The sequence below is a fragment of the Segatella copri genome, assembly GCF_026015295.1.
Taxonomy (GTDB): domain Bacteria; phylum Bacteroidota; class Bacteroidia; order Bacteroidales; family Bacteroidaceae; genus Prevotella; species Prevotella copri_C.
The window spans coordinates 3,698,869-3,720,510 of record NZ_JAPDUW010000001.1; the positions used below are offsets into that span (position 1 = coordinate 3,698,869).

Sequence of the window (21,642 nt, forward strand, 5' to 3'; positions counted from 1 at the left end):
TAACTATGTAAGATAAGACTTTAACTTGGGCACGAATCTTCGGGAAACGGGTATGATGTTTGTGCAATTTCCGAGAGTCAGTTGATAACCATTTGAGTTGCCTCGTGCCGAAGTGATATTATTCACATTGACAGCAAAAGAACGGTGACATTGGAAAATGTTCTCAAACTCTTTCAACTCTTCAAGAGCATGGGTTAGTGTTGTATGGATATCAACAGCAACAACATTACCTTCTTTTAGAAAACAGACGGATACATTGTTTTTCTGTGCTTCGATATAAAGTAGATCGTTGATGGCAATCGACAGATCGTTTCCTCTTACGTTAGTATCATGGATGGTAATAGATACTTCTTCCTGTTCCTTTGTTGTATTGCGCAACAACTCTTCCATTCTCTCTCGTAATGTTCTGTTGTATTGCATTCCGATAGATAATGTCGTAAGAAATATGCCTATGATAATAGTCCAATTTAGAAACAAGAGAAACAGACTGAATGTAATCGTATAATGAAACAAGTATGAGAATAGGAGGAAATTACCGAAGGCAATGATGAAAATCAGTCCGAGTATAGCTACTCCTTCATGCCAGATACGCCAGGGCTTGATAGTTTGATGCAAATACTTCAATATCGTTGCAGCGTATGTTATGTGGCATCCAAAAGTTACCAGTCCGAATAATGTAGCAACAAAGCATTTGTTACCTTGATATAAGCAGAGTCCAAATGGCTGCAGAAAATATAAAATTACCCAAATGATGAAGCCAAAGATGCTACTATCTTTTAGCAAGTGTTTACTCTGTTTAAAAGGATATGTTCGAGTTAGAAACGACATGTTGAATCTGATTTATTTAATTAACGCAGCACTATCATTTATCTTCTTTATCAGAGTACCTAAGCTACTCTGTTGGTGCACCGGGATGCTTGCCATATCCAGACATTTTGTTTATTATCGTGCTGCAAAAATAAAACAAAGTTCTGAATGACACGGCAAAAGTACAAATAAAATTTGAGAAACGTACTTTTGGAGACGTTTATTTTGGTAATGAAGCATTTTCTTATGATGTCTCAGGACTTTTTTCTTGATGACATCTGTAACACTATTTGAAATCAATAAGTAAATTTGTACTTGATCCAAATTCCCCATATATTTTATTGTTCTTTTCAAACGCCGCAAATATATCAATGTATAAATAATCCTAATATTTTACACCAAAAGATACAAGTTATCACATTATTATTAATATGCATCATCTTTCATGATAGCAAGAAACATCAATCCTACTCTGTTCGACCTCTCGGGAAGAAAAGTCCTTGTGCCACAAAAAGGACACATTTATATTATGGGCAACAAGAAAGTCGTATGGTAGGAACGTGTGTTTCGGATAAAATATAATAAAAGCCGCAATTTGTAAACGCAAACTGTGGCTTTTTCGTTTTTTTATGCTATCTTTGCACACAGATAGTGTTTTTAAAGATAGATCATGATGGAACAGCAAGTAAAACTACTACCTTATGGGGTGGCAGATTTTGCTACGGTAATAGAGCAGAATCTATATTATGTGGATAAGACGATGTTTATCCCGGAGCTGGAGAAGCAGCCTCGCAATCTCTTCTTCATCCGTCCTCGTCGTTTTGGTAAGAGCATATTCTTGAGTATGCTCTATTCTTACTATGACTGTACGCAGAGCCATAAGTTCCAGAGTCTTTTTGGAAATCTGTGGATAGGACAGCATCCTACTCCTTTGCAGGGAAAGTATCAGGTGCTGTTCCTCGATTTCTCCCAGATTACGGGTAATATCGATAAGCTTGAGACTAAGTTTAATTCTTATCTCAGCATCAACCTCGATGCTTTTGTCCGTCAATACTCAGACTATTATCAGGCAGAGATGGAAGAAATCCTGGCGCAGGAAGATTTCGAGGAAAAGATGGAACTGATATTCAAGGCAGCCAAGGCGCACCAGTATCATCTGTATCTCATCATCGATGAGTATGACAACTTCACGAATGTCATACTCAACGAACGTGGTGAGAATGTGTATCATGCGATTACCCATGCCGACGGCTTTTATCGTGATGTCTTCAAGAAGTTCAAGGGTAATTTTGAGCGTATCTTCATGATGGGTGTGAGCCCTGTAACCCTGGATGATGTGACGAGTGGATTCAATATAGGTTGGAACATTTCTATCAAGCCGGAGTTTGATGAGATGCTTGGTTTCTCTACCACTGATGTGGTAGAGATGTTTACCTATTATAAGAAGCATGGTAGTATTCCTGCCGATAGTGATATTGATGCCATCGTCAATGATATGAAGCCATGGTATGATAACTATTGCTTCGCTAAACAGGCATTGAAGAAAAAGACTCGTATGTTTAATTGTGATATGGTTCTTTATTACCTTCGCAATTACATGGATGCCGGATGTCCGCCAGAAGAGATGATAGACCCGAATACCCGTACCGATTACGGCAAGATGAAGAAACTTTTGCAGTTTGACAAGCTGGATGGAGAGCGTAAGGGCATTATCCGCAAGATTGCAGAAGAGGAGCAGATTGTTACCCAGCTTTATGAGTCGTTTTCTGCGTATCAGATTCCAAAGGCAGAGATATTCCCAAGTCTTCTGTTCTATTATGGCATGTTGACCATCAAGGGAACTCGTGGATCCAAGCTCATTCTGGGCATTCCGAACAATAATGTCCGCAAGCAGTATTATGGTTATCTGGAAGAGGAGTATCAGGCAAAGGCTTATGTGGATGTCAACCAGCTCACCGATTACTATTATGACATGGCATACGATGGTAAGTGGGAAGAAGGATTGCGCTTTATGGCGGATGCCTATGCCAAGGTTTCATCGGTGCGTGATGGCATTGAGGCTGAGCGAAACCTGCAGGGATTCTTCATGGCTTATCTGAATCTGAATGATTATTATATCACGGCTCCAGAGTTGGAGTTGAATCATGGCTATTGTGATTTCTTCCTTTTGCCAGACCTTACCCATTATGCCAGTCAGCATAGCTACATCCTGGAGTTGAAGGTTCTTTCTAAGAAAGATTTCTCTGCGATAGTTGAAGGTGAGTTTACGGAAGATGGCAAGCCTATGACCAAGGCCGAGAAACAGTGGCGTGAGGCTGTAGAACAGATTCATCGATATGCTGAGGCTCCAAGGGTTGAGGCTTTGCGCCAAGGCACAAAACTCCATCTCATCATCATGCAGTTTGAGGGGTGGGAACTTAAACGGATGGAAGAAGTATGAAATTAATGAAAAGACTCTATATTATATTAATAGTATTACTTAGTAGTATGCTTCTTCTTCTGGATTCATGCACCCAGAAGAAGATGGTGATTGGTGTGTCGCAATGTTGCGGTGGAGTTTGGCGCGAGAAGGTGAATAATGAGATGCGACTGGCGCAGTATCAATATAAGAATGTGGATCTGCTGTTTACTACTGCAGAGAATGACGGGCAACGTCAGGCTCGTCAGATAGACAGTATGATAGCCAGGAAGGTAGATTTAATCGTGGTGGCCCCTGATAACGTGAATGATGTAACACCTGCCATCGAGCGAGCTTATCGTGCTCATATCCCGGTTATTCTCTTCGACAGAAAGGTAAAGACAACCCATTATACAGCTTCCATCGGTGGCGATAATGTAGAAGCGGGTAGGGAAGTAGCCCGCTTTCTTGCTAGTAAACTGGATGGAAAAGGTACCGTAGTTGAGATTACGGGCTTGAAGGATGCTTCCCCTGTCATTGAGCGCCATCGCGGTTTCCACGAGGTGATGAAGAATTACCCGGGAATCAAGGTGGTTACCCTGGAAAGCAACTGGAAGTTAGAGCGTGCTCAGGAGTTAATGAAGCAATATCTGGATAATGGCGGACATGCGGATGGCGTGTTCGGGCATAGCGACTTGGGTGCCATAGGAGCCTTTCTGGAAGCAGAGAGACGAGGCATTGATAAGCAGATGCTGATAGTAGGCATTGATGGATTGCCTGGAGAATGGGAAGGAGTGGATAGAGTGAAGAGAGGACAGTTTGCTGCTTCTTATGTCTATCCTACCCAGGGCGAAAAGATTATGGAATTGGCTATGAATATCCTTCAGGGTAAACCCTATAAGAAGGATAATGTGATGAAATCATTCCTTGCTACCCAGGAAAACTGCGATGCCATTGCTCTGCAATATCAGGATTTGGAAGCCAAGATGAAGAATCTGGATCAGATTTCTGTCAGTCTTGATTCTTATTCAGAGGTTTCCCGTATCCAGAAATGGATGCTTGTGGTTGCCTCTATTGTAGTTCTGATTCTGCTCTTTGTCGTCTGCTATATATATAAGGTATATAGAAAGAAGCTGCAGAAACAGAAAGCTGTGGCTCGTGGATTTATCGAGAACAAGGAGGGCTGGGCTGCTGAACTGAATCATCTGGATGAGAGTAATCGTTACTTCATGGACCGTTTCAAGAAGAAGATTCTTGAGAATATGGGCAATGCTGATATGAAGATGGATGATTTGGGTGCCGAGATGCAGTTGAGTAAAGTACAGCTCTATCGCAAGGTGAAGGCTATGACAGGAAAAACGCCTGCCGAGCTCTTGAAAGAGATGCGCCTGCAGAAAGCCTATACGCTCCTGATGCAGACTGATAAGACTATAGCTGAAGTCTCGGCAGAAGTAGGCTTTGCATTACCGGGCTATTTCTCTTCCTGTTTCAAGAAACAATATGGCGTTCTTCCTACCGATTTCAGAAATGAACAGTTATCTAAAAGGAAATAGTTTTCTAACTCCTTTAAAATAACTCCTTTAAAATCTTAGCAAAAGATAAGAAAATCGTTTCATGTAACATAATTATTGTTGCAGGAACGATTTTTTTTATTTATATAACAGTCTTTTCCCTAATTTTGCAGCAGATCCAAGCAATGACAATTTTTGAAACTTAAAACGTTATAATAGTATGAACAATCTTTCAAGATTACTGATGAGCTCTGCGCTCTGTACTGTTTGCACCGTAGCTAGTGCACAACAGGTAAATGTAAATGGCATCGTAAAGGATGCTACCGGTGAGACAGTCATTGGAGCATCTGTTATGGTGAAAGGCACAAAGACTGGTACTGTTACCGACTTTGATGGTAACTTTCATGTAGAATGTGCTCCTGGTTCCACACTTGTTATATCTTATATTGGATATAAGACGCAAGAAGTAAAGGCTTCAGACAATATGGAGGTAACACTTCAGGAAGATGCCAATGACTTGCAGGAAGTAGTTGTAACAGGTTATACCACTCAGCGAAAGGCCGATTTAACAGGTTCCGTGGCTGTGGTTTCAACCAAGAACCTGAAGACAAGTTCAGAGACAGACCCGATGCGTGCTTTGCAGGGGCGTGTTCCTGGTATGACTGTTACTACTGATGGTTCTCCTATTGGTTCAGGAACCGTGCGTATTCGTGGTATCGGTTCTTTCAACTCTTCTCAGGATCCGCTTTATATCATAGATGGTGTACCTACCAATATGGCTTTGAATACCCTCAATACAAATGATATCGAGAGTATGCAGGTTTTGAAAGATGCTGCATCAGCTTCTATCTATGGTTCCCGTGCTTCGAATGGTGTCATCATCATCACCACCAAGAAAGGTAAGAAGGGTAGCAAGGTGGCTGTTGACTTCTCTGCCAACCTAACTGCACAGTTCTATTCCAACCAGTCGAAGATGAAGTTGATGAACTCCAGCCAGTATGCTACTGCGATGGCTCAGGCTGCCCTGAACGATGGACTCGATCCTGTGGCTTATGCTGCCAACTACGGCATCGACTTGAATGCGGCCTCTGGTACTCCAATTACCGTTTGGAATCCTGCTACCAACCAGTATCAGAACTATACTATCAATGGTCGATACGACGGCTACATCAATGCCAAGAAAACCATGCGATTCTCTGATACCGACTGGCTCGATGAAATCTCTCGCACAGGTTTCTCTCAGAACTACGACCTCTCAGTATCTCATGCCAACGACAAGCATAGCGCTATGTTCTCCTTGGGATACAAGAACAATGAGGGAGTCTTGAAATATACCGACTTTGAGAATATCTCAGCTCGTTTGAACACCTCTTGGAATTTGAACAAGATCGTAACCGTAGGTGAGAATGTGACATTGACTTATACCTCTCAGATAGATTGCCATCCGATGGAGAATGCCTTGAAGATGCCTTCCATCGTTCCGGTTTACGAAGAAGATGGCAAGACCTTCGCAGGTCCTGTTGGTAGTATGGCCGACCGTCAGAACCCTTGTCGTGAGCAGTATCAGAACCGCAATAACCACCTCGACTACTGGCGCATCTTCGGTAATGCCTTCGTAGAATTGAAGCCTGTCAAGGGATTGACCCTGCGCTCTAACTTCGGTTTGGATTTCAAGACATCGTTTATCAATGCGATGACGAATACTTATCATTCCGATATTGTCAACAATGACATCGCCAAGACAACGCTCTCGAATAACAATGAGACCAACTGGACATGGTCTAACACAGCCCAGTACGTTACCCAGATTGGCAAGCACAACATCGATGTACTCGGTGGTATGGAAGTTTCCAAGCAGTCGGTTATCGATTTCTCTGCCTATTCAGAAGGCTATGCGCTGGAAGATAAAGATTATATGTGGCCAAATGCTGCAACAGGAACGATGCGTAACTCGGGTGCAAAGGTAGGCTATCGCCTGGCTTCTTTCTTTGGAAAGGTGAACTACAACTGGGATGATCTCCTCCTGGCTTCCTTCACTATCCGTCATGATGGTTCATCACGTTTCGGTAAGGCACATCGCTGGGGTACTTTCCCTGCTGCATCACTCGGCTTCAGATTCTCTAATCTCCTGAAGAAGGATTGGTTGGATGATGCCAAGTTGCGACTCTCTTGGGGTCAGACAGGTAACCAGGCTATCGACAACAATGCACAGTTTGGTCTTTATGTAGTGGATTACGGACTAGATCGTGTAACCTCTACTGCATACGATCTCTTCCTGCAAGGTTCAGGTACCTTCCCTTCTGGTTATCGTGCCACACAGTTGGCTAACCCTAACTTGAAATGGGAGGCAGCTACTCAGTATAACGTAGGTTTGGATTACACCCTGTTTGGCAACACCCTCTATGGTACAGTGGATGCCTATATTAAGAATGTGAAGGATATGTTGATTAATCCTGCTTATCTGGGTGCAACTGGTGAAGGTGGAAATTCATGGCAGAATGGTCCTTCGCTCCGCAACTGGGGTATGGAGTTCACCGTGGGTTATCGCAAGACCTTGGCTAATGGACTTGGCATCGACGTGAACGGCAATCTGGATTTCTTCCGCAACAAGGTTACTTATTTGCCAGCAACAACAACAGGTGCTTACGCTCACACATCTAAGGAAAACCTGGTGCAGAGTGGCAAGTCTTATGGTTCTATCGTAGGTTATGTAGCCGATGGAATTTTCCAGAATCAGGAAGAAGTAGATAAGTCTGGACAGCCAAACGCACGTGTCGGTGGATTGAAATACAAGGACTTAGATGGTAAAAATGGAATTACTTCAGATGACCAGACTTGGATTTTCGACCCTGTGCCAGCCTTCTCTTATGGTTTGAATATTGCTCTCAACTACAAGGGCTTTGATTTCAGTATGTTCTGGCAGGGTGTCTATGACCAGGATGTGTATAACAACCAAAAGTTCCAGACCGACTTCTGGGCTATTACTGATAGTGGTTCTAACAAGGGTACTCGTTTGCTCGATGCCTGGAATACCAACAACACTGGTTCTTCCATCCCACGCTTGAGCACCATGAATACAGCCGATGAGGGTCGTGCTTCTACTTACTTCGTTGAGAATGGTTCTTACTTGAAGTTGCGCACCTTGCAGGTGGGTTACACTATCCCAAGCAGCATCCTCTCTAAGTTGAAGATGACCAGTGCCCGTGTCTATCTCTCAGGTCAGAATCTTTTGACCATCAAGAGCAACAGCCTGACCTGTTCAGACCCAGAGAATCCAAACTGGAACTATCCACTTTCAACATCCGTATCATTCGGACTTCAGGTAGGTTTCTAAAATGTTTCATATTTTTTAAAGAGAATTTTAAGATGAAAAAGTTATATACAATGGTGCTTGCAGCAGCACTGATAGGAACATTCACCAGTTGTGATGATTTCCTGGATTACACCCCAACAGCTGTGGTTGATGAAGACAAGGCATTCAGCGAGCCAGACAAGATGGTAAACAGTGCCTATGCGATGTTGGGCAACTGTTGGTACTCTTACCCATTCAACCTTTGGCCATATGGTGACCTTTCTTCAGACGATTGCTTGAAGGGTGGCGGTGGTACCGGTGACACCGGTTATCACGATGTGGAGATTTGGAGTACCTTAACCTCTACTAAGGGCGAACTCGACGAGTTATGGTATCGTCTCTATTGTGCCGTTTCCCGTTGCAACCGTGCCTTGGTTTCTTTGCAACAGAATGGTGAGAGCACACTGGGTGCTGAGGTAACCAAGCAGCGTGAGGCTGAGGTTCGCTTCCTCCGTGCTCATTTCTATTTCAAGTTACTTAGCATGTATCGTCAGATTCCTTGGATAGACGAGAAGGTTTATGAGGATAAAACAACAGAGAGCACATCAAACACTCAGTTTACTTACGAGCAATTGTGGCAAAAGGTGATTGCCGACTTCCAGACTGCATACGATGTACTTCCTGCTAAGCAGAAGGATGGCGGTCGTGTCAACAAGATTGCTGCCGCAGGTTATCTGGCCAAATGTTATCTTACCATTGCCTGGGGTGATGGTTATGAGGCAACCAATGGCGTTGACCATATTAATGAGGAGTATATGCAGAAGGTAGTAGATTACACCGATGTTGTGAAGAATTCAGACTATGGTTACATGGAAGATTTCGGCGACATCTTCCTGCCTGACTATAAGAACAGCAAGGAGTCTGTCTTTGCTGTCCAGGCTTCCGACTATAGCGAGGACCATACTACCTTCGGACGTGGCAACTGGTCTAACGTGCTGAATGGCTGTTGGGGTATGTGGTCTTGCGGATGGGATTTCCACAAGCCTTCACAGGACCTGGTGAATGCCTTCAAAACCAAGAACGGACTTCCTGAGTTTGATGACTACAACAAGACTTGTGATTATCCTGTAAACGGTAAGCCTAATAGTCAGAAATGGGATCCACGTTTGTTCCATACTGTAGGAATGCCTACCTTCCCATATAAATATGAGTCAGAATACAAGATGACTACGGCCAACTCTCGTACACCAAACGTTTACGGTTACTATACCTCTCTGAAGGAAGTACCACAGCGTTCTAAGGGTGAAACTTTCAATGGCTCTTGGCAGGCGTTTGCGATGAACGACTATGTGCTCCGTTATAGCGACATTATGTTGATGCGTGCTGAGGCTTTGATAGAGTTGGACCGTCTGGCTGAGGCTCGTACCATCATCAACGATATCCGTCTGAGAGCCAAGAAATCTGTGAATAAGCATATTGAATATGCCAAGGATCAATGTGATATAGCCCTCTATCCGGAGTCTTATTTCCAGGATAAGGAGACGGCAAGAAAGTGCCTTCGCTGGGAGCGTCGTCTGGAGATGGCGATGGAGAACGGCCGTTTCTTCGACCTGCGCCGCTGGGGCATTGCTTCTGAGACATTGAACAAGTATTTTGCATCAGAGCAGAACGATAAGTATGGAGAGCAAACATACGCTCAATACCTGAAGGATGCCAAGTTCACACCGGGCAAGAACGAGTTCTATCCGGTTCCATATAACCAGCTGTATTACATTCCTGGTCTTTATAAGCAGAACAAGGGATACGAGTAATGGCTTACCGGCATTTTAAAATAATTAGATGTTTTTTAAATGTACTCAATTAATAAATTGACAATGAAAAAGATTTTTGTTTCAGCGCTTGTCGCTCTTTGCGGTTTCACCGCCAGTTATGCCCAGCAGGCTTCCTTCTTGAGCAATAATCACTGTCTCTATCGCATCAGCCAGGAGAGTCAGAACCAGAAGTGTCTCTTGCTTCCTGTACAGGAGGATGCTGAGATGGCAAATATCAAGGTGATTGCTGACAACAAGCAGGTGAAAGCCTTCAATGTGAAGTTGGCTAAAGACCACGTAGATTATTTCGTACCCCTCTATATGGATGAGTTTGCTGGCTTGAAAGGCCTGGCTCTCGATATCCATGTTAATGGTGATTATAGCAAGGAAGGACTGAATGCCCTCACTTGCTGGAAGGAGATGAAGTTCTCTGATGCTTTCGATATGAAGAATCGCGAACAGTATCGTCCGGATTTCCATCACACTCCTGCTTACGGATGGATGAACGACCCTAATGGTATGTTCTATAAGGATGGTGTATGGAATCTCTATTTCCAGTATAATCCTTACGGATCACAGTGGGAGAATATGACCTGGGGACATTCTACTTCCACCGACCTGGTTCACTGGAAGTTCCAGGGTGCCCCTATCCAGCCAGATGCAATTGGTACCATTTTCAGCGGTTCTGCCGTTGTGGATAAGAATAATACTGCTGGTTTGGGCAAGGGTGCTGTTGTGGCTCTCTACACTTCGGCTGGTGAGAACCAGACACAGAGCATGGCTTACAGTACAGATAACGGCAAGACCTTTACAAAATATGCAGGAAATCCTATTATCACCAGTACTGTGCCAGACTTCCGTGACCCACACATGTTCTGGAACGAGGACATCAAGAAGTGGAATATGATTCTGGCTGCCGGTCAGCACATGGAAATCTATACTTCTGATAATTTGAAGGATTGGAAACTTGAAAGCTCTTTCGGTGAGAAGTATGGCAACCATGGCGGTGTTTGGGAATGCCCAGACCTGATGAAGCTGAAGGTTCGTGGCACCGATAAGGAGAAGTGGATGCTCATCTGCAACATCAATCCTGGTGGTCCATCCGGTGGTTCAGCAACCCAGTATTTCGTAGGCGATTTCGATGGTTATAAGTTTACTTGCGAGAGCAAGCCTGAGGTAACCAAGTGGATGGATTACGGAAAGGATCATTACGCTACAGTTACCTTTGATAACGCACCAGAAGGTCGCCGCGTGGCTATCGCCTGGATGAGCAACTGGCAGTATGCCAACCAGGTTCCTACCCAGCAGTACCGTTCAGGCAACTCTATTCCTCGCGACTTAGGTCTCTTCGAGTATAAGGGTGAAACTTATTGCAGCGTGGTTCCATCTCCAGAGATGACTGCGGCAAGAAGCAAGAAGGCTGGCAAGAAACTCACAGAATCTTGCGAGATGGTAGTGAATCTGAAGGGAAATGCTACTATCACTTTGAGCAACGACAAGGGCGAGAAGGTAGTGATGAACTACGATGCCAAGGCAGAAACCTTCTCAATGGATAGAACCAAGAGCGGTAAGGTAGATTTCAGCAAGGACTTCGCTGCAGTCACCAAGGCTCCAACCTATGGCAAGATCAGCCAGCTGCGCATCTTCATTGACAAGAGCAGCATCGAGGCACTGGATGCTGACGGCAAGATGTCCATGACCAATCTCGTGTTCCCAAGCAAGCCTTACAACAAGGTTACTGTAAAGGGAAAGGGTAAGTATCAGGTTTACGACATCAAGTAACCTCATCTGTTAAGAACTGAATCTATAACACTATTGTTTCTAAGAGTGTTACTGATGTAACAATGCAACATAAATGGTAGCCGATGAACGATATTTTATGATATATTGTATCGTTTATCGCTACCTTTGCACCAGCAAAATAGAAACAATAACGCTAACAATTATGAATAAATCATCAAAGTTATCAATCATCCCGGTGATGCTCTGTTTCTTCGCCATGGGATTTGTAGATTTGGTAGGTATTGCCTCCAACTACGTAAAGGAAGATCTCAACCTCAATGATGCAACAGCCAATCTGTTCCCATCGCTGGTATTCTTCTGGTTTCTCATCTTCTCGGTTCCTACGGGAATCCTGATGAATAAGATAGGTAGAAAGAAGACAGTACTCCTGTCTTTGCTCGTTACCGTTATCTCACTCCTTTTGCCCATCTTTGGCGAAAACTTTGAGCTGATGCTCGTGTCGTTCTCATTGCTCGGCATCGGAAATGCCTTGATGCAGACATCCCTGAACCCTCTGGTTTCGGTGGTGACATCAGGTCAGAACCTGGCATCCACATTGACCTTCGGTCAGTTTGTCAAGGCGATAGCTTCCTTCCTGGCTCCATACATCGCTATGTGGGGCGCCATGGCAAGCATTCCTACCTTTGGTTTAGGCTGGAGAATTCTCTTCCCAATCTATATGGTTATCGGAATCGCAGCTACCTTCTTCCTGGCTGGTACACCTATCGAGGAGGAGAAGAACGAGGGTAAGGCTTCCGGCTTTGGCGAGTGCTTCAAGTTGCTTGGCAAACCTATCGTGCTGCTTTCCTTCATCGGTATCATGTGCCATGTAGGTATTGATGTAGGTACCAATACCACAGCTCCTAAAATTCTGATGGAGCGTCTGGGATGGACGCTGAACGAGGCTGCCTTCGCTACATCGCTCTACTTCATCTTCCGTACCATCGGATGTTTCACCGGTACTGTTTTCCTCCGCATGATGAAGACCCGCACTTTCTTCGTTATCAGCGTAGTGATGATGGCTCTGAGTATGATAGGCATGTGGGTAGGCGAGAGCAAGATGATGCTTTATATCGCCATCGCCCTGGTGGGATATGGCAACTCTAACGTGTTCTCCATGATTTTCTCTCAGGCACTTCTAGCTATGCCTGATAAGAAGAACGAGGTGAGTGGACTGATGATCATGGGACTCTTCGGTGGTACCGTCTTCCCTTTGATTATGGGCTTTGCCAGTGATGCTATCGGTCAGGCTGGTGCTGTGGCTGTCATGGCTGTGGGAGTCGCTTATCTCTTCACTTATATCCGCAAGTTATAATATAAATCATCCGCAATCGTTTATATCGTATATAATTAAGGTGTAATTATGGAAACAAAGAATTTAAATACAAAATATTGTGTAGGTTTGGGCGAAATCCTCTTTGACGTTCTCCCTAGTGGTTCTCAACTCGGCGGTGCTCCTGCCAACTTCGCTTACCACGCAGGTCAGCATGGTTTGCATTCTGTAGCCGTGAGTGCTGTGGGTAAGGATGCCTTGGGCGAAACAGCCCTTCGCATTCTCGATGAGAAGAAGTTGAAGTATGTAATGCCTGAAGTAGATTATCCTACCGGTACAGTTCAGGTGCAGCTCGACAAGGAGGGCGTTCCTACTTACGATATCAAGCAGGGTGTAGCTTGGGATAATATCCCGTTCACCAGTGATATTAGGGAGATTGCTGTCAATGCTGGAGCTGTATGCTGGGGTTCTCTGGCACAGCGCAGTGAGGTTAGCCGTAAGACCATTTATACGTTCCTCGATCATACTCCAGAGGATTGTCTGAAGATCTTCGACATCAATCTTCGTCAGAACTTCTATACTCCTGAGGTGATTACCGAGAGCTTGAAGCGCTGCAATGTGTTGAAAATCAACGATGAGGAGTTGATTACCATCGGCCGTCTCTTTGGTTATCCAGGATTGGATATCGAGAACAAGTGCTGGCTGATTCTCGGCAAGTATAATCTCGATATGCTCGTGCTGACCTGCGGTGTAAACGGCAGCTATGTCTTTGCTCCGGGTGTGAAGTCATTCCAGGAGACTCCAAAGGTTGAGGTGGCTGATACAGTAGGTGCAGGCGACAGCTTTACCGGCACATTCTGTGCCAGCATTCTGAAGGGCAAGAGCATTCAGGAGGCTCACGAACTTGCCGTAAAGGTAAGTGCCTACGTTTGTACCCAGAATGGAGCGATGCCTCAGATTCCTGAGGAATACACCCGTTAACCTCGCTTCCCCTATTGGTTATATAGCAATATAAAATGATAGGTTTAAAGAATAGTTGATTTAAAGTTAATGTTAGTTGGTAAGCTGCATCCTGTTCGCGAAGAATGGGTGCAGCTTTTTCATTTTCAGTAATACAATCTCTCAATTACAATAAAAGAACCCCCTAAAATGGTGAAATGATGCCCCAAAATGGCAGAAATGAATAAAAAGATAACGTTTTCATTAAAAATATTGTAAAAGAGTTGCAGATTAATAGATTATTTTGTATTTTTGCATTTAAAATATTAGTAGAACATTAAAAATATAGATGTTATGAAAGACTTAGATTGGTCTAATTTGTCATTTGGCTATCGCCAGACTGACTACAATGTTCGCTGTTACTATCGCGACGGCAAATGGGGCGAAATAGAAGTTTGCTCTGATGAGTATTTGAAATTGCACATGGCTGCAACCTGTCTGCACTATGGCCAGGAGGCATTCGAGGGCTTGAAGGCTTATCGTTGCCCAGACGGTAAGGTGCGCGTGTTCCGTATGGACGAGAACGCTAAGCGCTTGCAGAGCACATGTCGCGGCATTCTGATGCCAGAGGTGCCTACAGAAATGTTCGAGGAAATGGTGAAGAAGGTGGTTCGCCTCAACCAGGAGTGGATTCCTACCTACGAGAGTGGTGCTACGCTCTATATCCGTCCGCTGCTCATCGGTACAAGTGCTCAGGTGGGTGTTCATCCTTCTAAGGAGTATTGCTTCCTTATCTTCGTAACTCCAGTAGGTCCATACTTCAAGGGTGGATTCTCTACCAACCCATACGTCATCATCCGTGATTTCGACCGCTCTGCTCCTCTCGGAACAGGTATCTATAAGGTTGGTGGCAACTATGCTGCTTCTCTCAGAGCCAACAATATCGCTCACGAGAAGGGTTATGCATGCGAGTTCTATCTCGACGCCAAGGAGAAGAAATACATGGATGAGTGTGGTGCTGCCAACTTCTTCGGAATCAAGAATAATACATACGTTACTCCTAAGAGTACATCTATCCTCCCTTCTATCACCAACAAGAGTCTGATGCAGTTGGCTGAGGACCTCGGTATGAAGGTGGAGCGCCGTCAGATTCCTGAGGATGAGCTGGATACTTTCGAGGAGGCTGGTGCTTGCGGTACTGCTGCCGTAATAAGTCCTATCAGCTACATTGATGACTTGGATACAGGCAAGCGCTACAACTTCGGTGAGAAGCCAGGTCCTGTCTCTAAGCACCTGTATGATACGCTTCGCGGAATCCAGTATGGTACTATTGAGGACAAGCATGGTTGGACAACCGTAGTTATTGAGTAATCAATGACTTCTTTATTGCGTAAAAACCAATATTAGAAATATAATTATGATCAAGGCACTTTGAGGAGTTCACGCTCCTAGGAGTGCTTTTTTTATGTCTTTTTATGCCTGGGGGTTAACAGAGTTAACAGTTAACAGCTGTTTTTTCGATACTCCCCCTCGCGCGTACCTTATTATAATATAATATATATATACTTATTTTTATATGTGTGTGGGGGGAACCATGCATTTTTGGGGTGTTAACTGTTAACCTGTTAACCCCTCGCTCTTTTTTCCCCGTCTCTGTGCTTTGCGGGGCATAAGTCATAGAGATGCGGGGGAAGAAGCTATGAGTTAGGATTCTTAACACATTTCAGCATCATAAAAGCCTCATGAAAAGCTACGTAAAAACCTCATGACAGCCCTCATTTAAGCCTCTGCCCCGGCATCTTTTATGCCACAGCCCGGTCTTCATTTAAGCCTGAAAAACTGCAGAAAAGCCTCTTATTTTGCAACTGGGAATACGTAATATTCTCTGTCTACATTGTAATCCAGAACCCACTGGTCAATCATCACATTATCGTCTAAAGCCTTGATGGTTACGTTGTGACTGCCGCCAGGCAGCGTAACGTAGAAGCTCTTCAGCGTCTGTCCGCGCCACAGGTCAAACTGCCAGTTCTTTGAGTTGTAAACCTCCTTCAACTGGCAGATTACCGGTTCGCCACGGTCTATGCTCACACTCACCCTCATATCCTTTACAGCGTTTAGGAAGCAAGGAATTGCGGCGATGGTAAAACGCGCATCACCGCTCTTGTCGCAGTAGAAATCATAGCTCAGACTGGCTCCCTTCGGCAATTTCACAGCCTTGCCGCTGTGACCTAACAGCGGACGGACGGTAATCTTCTCGGCTCCTCTTACGGCAGCCTGGGCAAGCGGTGATTCAGTAGCCTTGCTCCATTCGTAGGCATTCTTGGCAATGATGTCGCCGGTAACTACAGAGAGCGGCTTGAAATCGTTGCTGCGGTCGAAGGCATCAGCTTTCAGCCGCTTGATATCGGCAGCCGGGAGTGTGCCCGGAATCTGCGGAGCCTGCATCTCTGCACCGTTGGTAAGGATGAAATCCTTCCATTTGCCGTTTCTGATGCGACTGTAGTAGGCATTGAGCTGCTTCAGTTTGTTGTAAGCATCGATGCTCACAGCCGCTGCAGCCTTCGCCTCATCGTCTTTATTAAACAGTCCCGGACGGGCGATGTGTCTTGCTTCCTGTGCCTCCAGCTCCTTTTCGGCTACTAAGGCAGCCAGGAATATCGGATATTTCACAACCTCGAAGAAACCGTCTTTCTGGTTCTGAGGCAGCATGCGTTCGATGGATTCAGTCTTCGCCTTCAACAGGTCGTAGCGGTAGAGAAAACGCTCCAGTTCGTTGCCGAATTCGCCTGAATGAAACTCAGTATCGCCGTAAGGCATCGCCATATAAGCGGAATGGCGGATGCTGGTAAGACGGTAATATTCTTCCATCAGAGGCATGATTTTCTTGCCCGTAATGGCGCCAAAGAATGCGTTGAGAGTGTTCTGGATATACGTCTTGCAACCTGCTTTCAGGGCGTTTCTATTCCACGCCAGGTTCATCATCATGGCTAGCTGGAAGGTTGACAGCTTCGGATTGGTAATGTTGGCTATCCAGGCACAGTCTTCGTCGTTGTGAGCGGCAGAGCGGTGCGATTTGCCGTGCTGGGCATTCTTGCTCTCCAGATAATCCTTGCTGTTGAGCATTTCGAGAAGCAGGCCCGGCGAGAGATTGCTCATCTCCATCTGTGCATCCGAGCAGACCAGCTTCACATTCTCGATGGTTTTGCGGTGTTTCTTCTTGTGCTTCTTGCCCACAAACTCCGTCACCTTGTAGTTTTCCGCCACGCAGATATCGAAACTGTCTACCACAGCCTTGTTGTAAGCAGCCTCGTGCCTGCCGTCTACCTGCCACAGCGTATTGGCTCTCAGGCGCAGCATCAGACGGGCGATGCGGCTGTAGTTCTGCGGTTTCATCCACTGGCTGTTGTTCAGGGCAAGTCCTCTGAATTCTATTCTCGGAACCTCAATCCACTGCTGGTCTACGGGTGTATATAGGCTCTTGCGCTGCGCCGGCTGCAGGTCGTTCCATGCCGCCAGAGGCGAAACGCCAGCCAGCTCAGAGAGTTTCATGATGGCGTAAGCCGTTCCGCGGGCGTTGCTTCCGATAACGATGAGTTTCCCTTTCCTCGTACCGATGTAGAAAGCATCCTTTGCAGTGATAATAAGATGCAGCGGCGCACCGAGTTTTTCTACTGCTGAAAACTCCTTGTTGGTGAGCTGGTCGAGCTGGTAAATCTGTATCGGAGCACCTGATTTTTCTTTCGCATCGAATCCGGTTACGGCTTTCATATCGCCCGCAAACTCCTTGAGGGCAATTTTTACTACCGGCGAAATGATAGAGTTGGTGGTATAAGATACTCTGCCGTAGCCGTCGGTCCAATAAACGTTGGGTGCTGCGGCCTGAGTTTCCGTCTTCTTCACTTTGGTTTCGGTCAGCGCGTTGGCATTCAGGCTAGAGAAGCAGGCCAGAGCCAAGGCAACGCCTAATATAATCTTTTTATATTTCATTTTTCTTATGTTTTTGTCTGTTCGGTTGTAGATTCGCTTTTGCTGAAACTACACATTTCTGCATTTTGCAAAGATACATAAAAGTGTTTAATATCTGAAATTATTTAGTTTTTATTTGCTTATTACATTATTTATTGTTACTTTTGCACCAAATAAATAAAAAGAAATGATGACATTATATCCAAAATTGATTGAAGAGGCGCTTGCTACGGTGATTTATCCAGGCACCAAGAAGAACCTCATAGAGAGCGAGATGCTGGCAGATACGCCTAGCATCAATGGTATGAAGGTGAAGGTGGTTCTTCTCTTTCCTCGTGATACGGATCCTTTCCTCAAGAGTACGGTGAAGGCGGCCGAGGCTGCCATCCATTATCATATTTCGAAAGATGTAGAGGTGGAAATCGTTACAGAGTTCAAGTCGGCTCCTCGTCCTGAGGTGGGCAAGATGCTGCCACAGGTGAAGAACGTCATTGCTGTAAGCTCTGGTAAGGGTGGAGTAGGCAAGAGCACCGTTTCTGCCAATCTCGCTATCGCCTTGGCTAAGTTGGGCTACAAGGTGGGTTTGCTCGATACTGATATCTTCGGTCCTTCCATGCCTAAGATGTTCGGTGTGGAGGAGGAGCGTCCTTATTCTGTTCACAAGGACGGCAGAGACCTCATCGAACCTGTCGAGAAATATGGCGTGAAGCTCCTGAGTATCGGTTTCTTCGTAAGTCCTACTACTGCTACTCTGTGGCGCGGCGGAATGGCTTGTTCTGCCCTGAAGCAGCTGATTGCTGATGCTGACTGGGGTGAGTTGGATTACTTTATCCTCGATACGCCTCCTGGCACAAGCGATATTCATCTTACGCTGCTCCAGACGCTTTCCATTACGGGTGCAGTTATCGTAAGTACGCCTCAGCAGGTGGCGCTTGCCGATGCGAGAAAGGGTATTGACATGTATCAGAATGATAAGGTGAATGTGCCTATCCTCGGACTAATCGAGAATATGGCTTACTTTACGCCTGCCGAGCTGCCTGAGAACAAGTATTATATCTTTGGTAAGGAGGGTTGCAAGAACCTCGCCAAGGAAATGAATGTGCCTCTGCTCGCCCAGATTCCTATCGTTCAGAGCATCTGCGAGGGTGGTGATGATGGTGCGCCTGCTGCTACCAAGGTTGATTCCATTACCGGTCAGGCATTCCTCAGCCTTGCCCAAAGCGTAGTAACGGTGGTGAACCGCAGAAATGCCGAGAAGGCTCCAACCAAGATTGTTAGTACACACAAGTAGTAAATATCCTATTTGATAAGGGTATAAAATAAAAAGCTAGGATTGCCCTCAAGCAGTCCTAGCTTTTTTTTATCAGAGGAGTTAACAGGTTAACAGTTAACAGCTGTTTTTTGCATGGTCACCCCCGAAATTATGCATTGTACATTATCTATTCTCCACGATTTCTTCCGCCTCCTCCTCTTCTTCTGCTACTTCGGCAGTAAGGTCAGCCTTGAGTCTTGCCGATCTCAGTTGCTGCCTGAAAACCAGGCAGGTAGCCAGAAAATAGACACCCGTTTGTATCCAGAGTGCTCTGAATTCCGGCAGAATATCTGAAAGCGAAGCACCCATACTGCTGATTCTGAGGAACCCGCGGATGCCGAAAGTGGATGGGAAAACCCACGAAAATCCTTGCCAAAAGCCCGGAATATTGCTCAATGGCCATGAAACTCCCGTCATAAAAAGCAACGGAACGGAGGTAAATACCACCAGAAGCATCACATTTTCACGATATCTTACCAGACACGACAGCATCAGACCGAAGAAAACGCACGAAAGAATGTAAGGAAGGAGGAAACCGAGAATGGTGGTCCACGTTACCATACTTACAAAACTGAACAGCTTGGGAACTACCAGCGTAAGATACATTCCCATCACGGCATAAACCATGAAATAAACCAATGCCTTGCCGAAAACAATGCGGAAAATACCGCCATAATGCTCGCTTACCGGTATGAGTTCGCGGTTTCTGTTGAGTTCTCTTGATGTTCCCGCTGCCATTCCTATGCCCAGCAGCATCGTCTGCTGCAGGATAAGAACCAGCACAGCCGGCAGAATGGCATTTCCGTAACCTCCTGTCGTGTTGAATATCGGAACCTCATCAAAGGCGAGCGGCTCGGTGGTAATCTCATCGTCTCTATCTGTAAATCCTCCAGCCTGTGTTATCTGGATGCTCGAGTTGATGTGGCTGGCTACGGCCTGCGAGGTCTGATAAATCGCTTTATAGGTCAGCATCAGACTCATATCGCAGTAAACTCCCACATGCGCCTGTTCGCCCCGGTTCAGCTTCGTATCGAAGTCGGCAGGGAAGTAAAGGATTCCGTGAACTGCCTGTCTGCGCACCAGTTCCTTCGCCTCGTCCAGACTGTTGCAGTAATAGGTAGCCTTGGCGTCTGGTGAAGCATCATAATCGCGGATAAACTCGCGTGAACTGTGACTGTGGCTCAGGTCCACAATCGCCGTATCCACTTCTCTCACCACCTCGTTGTTGTAGATCCAAGAGTAGAGCAGCGGATAACCCAGCGGCACCAGAATGCAGAAAATGAGCACACCCTCATCGCGGAAAACATTGCGCATTTCCGTCTTCCAGATGTAGCACATGTCCCAGATGCCATTGATAATCTTATATAATAAACTACTTTTCTTCATTACGGTAAGTATTTATATACCAGCATTGCCTTCTTGATGTTCCAGACAGTGAGCATCGGCAGGGCGCAGAACAGCACCATTGCGCCCCAGTGGAGCACAGCATCGCTCATAGGGAAACCATTGAAGATGTTCATCTGGTAAATCATGTAATAGTGGCGCATCGGGAAAAGCTGGCCGATAGACTGGATCGGAGAATCCATCGAGAAGAGCGGATAGGTGGCTCCGCAGATGGAGAAACTCACCACGCCCCACAACGAACAGATACTCATCGACATGCGCAATGAAGGCATCAGTCCGAAGGCAAAGATGCCGAAACACTGGCAGGAGAGTACGCTCAGAATGCCTAACAGGATGATAGGAAGCGCGCCGCCCGGATGTGGAAACTGCAATACATAATAGATGTAGAATTCGAATAGCAGGAAGATACTCAGGAAGATGAGTGTCTGTGGCAGCATCTTACCCGCAATGGCGAGATAAGGATTGTTGCCTGCCATCCGCATCCAGTCTCTTGCCCGGTTGAACTTCAGTTCCGTACCTATAGAATAAGGTGTAATCAGGAAGATGAACAGCATGATGAGTCCCGGCACCATTACGCTCGAAAGATAATAGTTGTAGTTGGCGTATGGGTTGCCTATCATGTGCAGATCTACGGCGATAGGCTGTAGGAAGGTCATGATTTCATCGTTCGTCTTTCCCAGCGCCGAAAGTTTCGCCATTCCTGCCGCCGCACCTCCCAGGGTAGAGATGGTTTTCAGATCGCGGAAGAGCAGGGAGCCGGCTGCCAGCGATACGCTGCTGTAATAGAATGAAATCTTAGGCTGCTTCTGGGCCATCAGGCCTGCCTCTGTTCCGTCAGGAATCAGCAGGAAGGCGTAGATTTCGTTCTTCTGGATAGCATGTCTTGCCTCTGCCATGTTCTCGTAATGAGCCACTACCTTGGTGGTCTGGAAGGCATCGAGCTTATGTACCAGCTGGCGCGATGTGGCGGAGTTGTCCTGATCTACTATGCCCACAGGCATGTCGGTAGGCACTCCTCCCTTCATCAGCGTGGTGAAGAAAATTACCACCACGATGGGGAAGATGACCATGCAGAAGAGATAAATGGGGTTCTTCCACATGATGCCGCATTCTCTGAGGGCTATATGATATAATTTCTTAAACATAG

Annotated in this window: 13 protein-coding genes; 9 read left to right on the forward strand and 4 right to left on the reverse strand. The window is 45.7% G+C overall.

Annotated features, from left to right (window positions below):
* Window positions 1-3: 3 nt before the first annotated feature.
* Window positions 4-390 (reverse strand): LytTR family DNA-binding domain-containing protein, encoded by a 387-nt coding sequence (locus ONT18_RS15360; protein ID WP_264906584.1) that lies wholly within the window; start codon window positions 388-390, stop codon window positions 4-6.
* 1,090 nt (window positions 391-1,480) lie between these two features.
* Between ONT18_RS15360 and ONT18_RS15365 the strand changes: the two genes are divergently transcribed.
* The 8 genes from ONT18_RS15365 to ONT18_RS15400 all read left to right on the forward strand — a co-directional run bounded on the left by ONT18_RS15365 (window position 1,481) and on the right by ONT18_RS15400 (window position 15,184).
* The gene (locus ONT18_RS15365) at window positions 1,481-3,247 is read left to right on the forward strand and encodes an ATP-binding protein (RefSeq protein WP_264906908.1); all 1,767 of its coding nucleotides are present in this window, start codon (window positions 1,481-1,483) and stop codon (window positions 3,245-3,247) included.
* Window positions 3,244-4,758 (forward strand): AraC family transcriptional regulator, encoded by a 1,515-nt coding sequence (locus tag ONT18_RS15370; protein ID WP_264906586.1) that lies wholly within the window; start codon window positions 3,244-3,246, stop codon window positions 4,756-4,758. Before ONT18_RS15365 ends, ONT18_RS15370 begins: the two co-directional genes overlap by 4 nt.
* A 178-nt stretch (window positions 4,759-4,936) precedes the next feature.
* Window positions 4,937-8,050 (forward strand): SusC/RagA family TonB-linked outer membrane protein, encoded by a 3,114-nt coding sequence (locus ONT18_RS15375; protein ID WP_264906587.1) that lies wholly within the window; start codon window positions 4,937-4,939, stop codon window positions 8,048-8,050.
* 32 nt (window positions 8,051-8,082) lie between these two features.
* The gene (locus ONT18_RS15380) at window positions 8,083-9,819 is read left to right on the forward strand and encodes a RagB/SusD family nutrient uptake outer membrane protein (protein WP_264906588.1); all 1,737 of its coding nucleotides are present in this window, start codon (window positions 8,083-8,085) and stop codon (window positions 9,817-9,819) included.
* 63 nt (window positions 9,820-9,882) lie between these two features.
* Window positions 9,883-11,601: a DUF4980 domain-containing protein gene (locus ONT18_RS15385; RefSeq protein ID WP_264906590.1), complete on the forward strand. Its 1,719-nt coding sequence runs from the start codon at window positions 9,883-9,885 to the stop codon at window positions 11,599-11,601.
* 163 nt (window positions 11,602-11,764) lie between these two features.
* Entirely contained in the window at window positions 11,765-12,916 is a 1,152-nt protein-coding gene (locus tag ONT18_RS15390; protein WP_118085911.1) for an MFS transporter, read from the forward strand.
* Between the two features lie 48 nt (window positions 12,917-12,964).
* Window positions 12,965-13,855 carry a carbohydrate kinase family protein gene (locus tag ONT18_RS15395; RefSeq protein ID WP_117586455.1) on the forward strand — a complete coding sequence of 297 codons (891 nt, stop codon included), beginning with the start codon at window positions 12,965-12,967 and terminating at the stop codon, window positions 13,853-13,855.
* A gap of 312 nt (window positions 13,856-14,167) precedes the next feature.
* Complete coding sequence (locus ONT18_RS15400) at window positions 14,168-15,184, forward strand: branched-chain amino acid aminotransferase (protein WP_006849163.1); 1,017 nt, start codon at window positions 14,168-14,170, stop codon at window positions 15,182-15,184.
* Between the two features lie 483 nt (window positions 15,185-15,667).
* On the opposite strand, the gene ONT18_RS15405 is transcribed toward ONT18_RS15400, so the two are convergent.
* A complete protein-coding gene (locus ONT18_RS15405; protein ID WP_264906593.1) occupies window positions 15,668-17,800 on the reverse strand; it encodes a glycosyl hydrolase 115 family protein in 2,133 nt (710 codons plus the stop codon).
* Window positions 17,801-17,969: 169 nt separating this feature from the next.
* Between ONT18_RS15405 and ONT18_RS15410 the strand changes: the two genes are divergently transcribed.
* Entirely contained in the window at window positions 17,970-19,070 is a 1,101-nt protein-coding gene (locus tag ONT18_RS15410) for an Mrp/NBP35 family ATP-binding protein (RefSeq protein ID WP_022120906.1), read from the forward strand.
* Between the two features lie 144 nt (window positions 19,071-19,214).
* On the opposite strand, the gene ONT18_RS15415 is transcribed toward ONT18_RS15410, so the two are convergent.
* Together ONT18_RS15415 and ONT18_RS15420 are read right to left on the reverse strand one after the other, a co-directional pair.
* Window positions 19,215-20,477, reverse strand: coding sequence for an ABC transporter permease (locus ONT18_RS15415; protein WP_264906595.1), 1,263 nt, complete (start codon window positions 20,475-20,477; stop codon window positions 19,215-19,217).
* Window positions 20,477-21,640, reverse strand: a complete 1,164-nt coding sequence (locus tag ONT18_RS15420) for an ABC transporter permease (protein ID WP_118085908.1) — start codon at window positions 21,638-21,640, stop codon at window positions 20,477-20,479. The genes ONT18_RS15415 and ONT18_RS15420 overlap by 1 nt, the downstream gene beginning before the upstream one ends.
* Window positions 21,641-21,642: the final 2 nt, after the last annotated feature.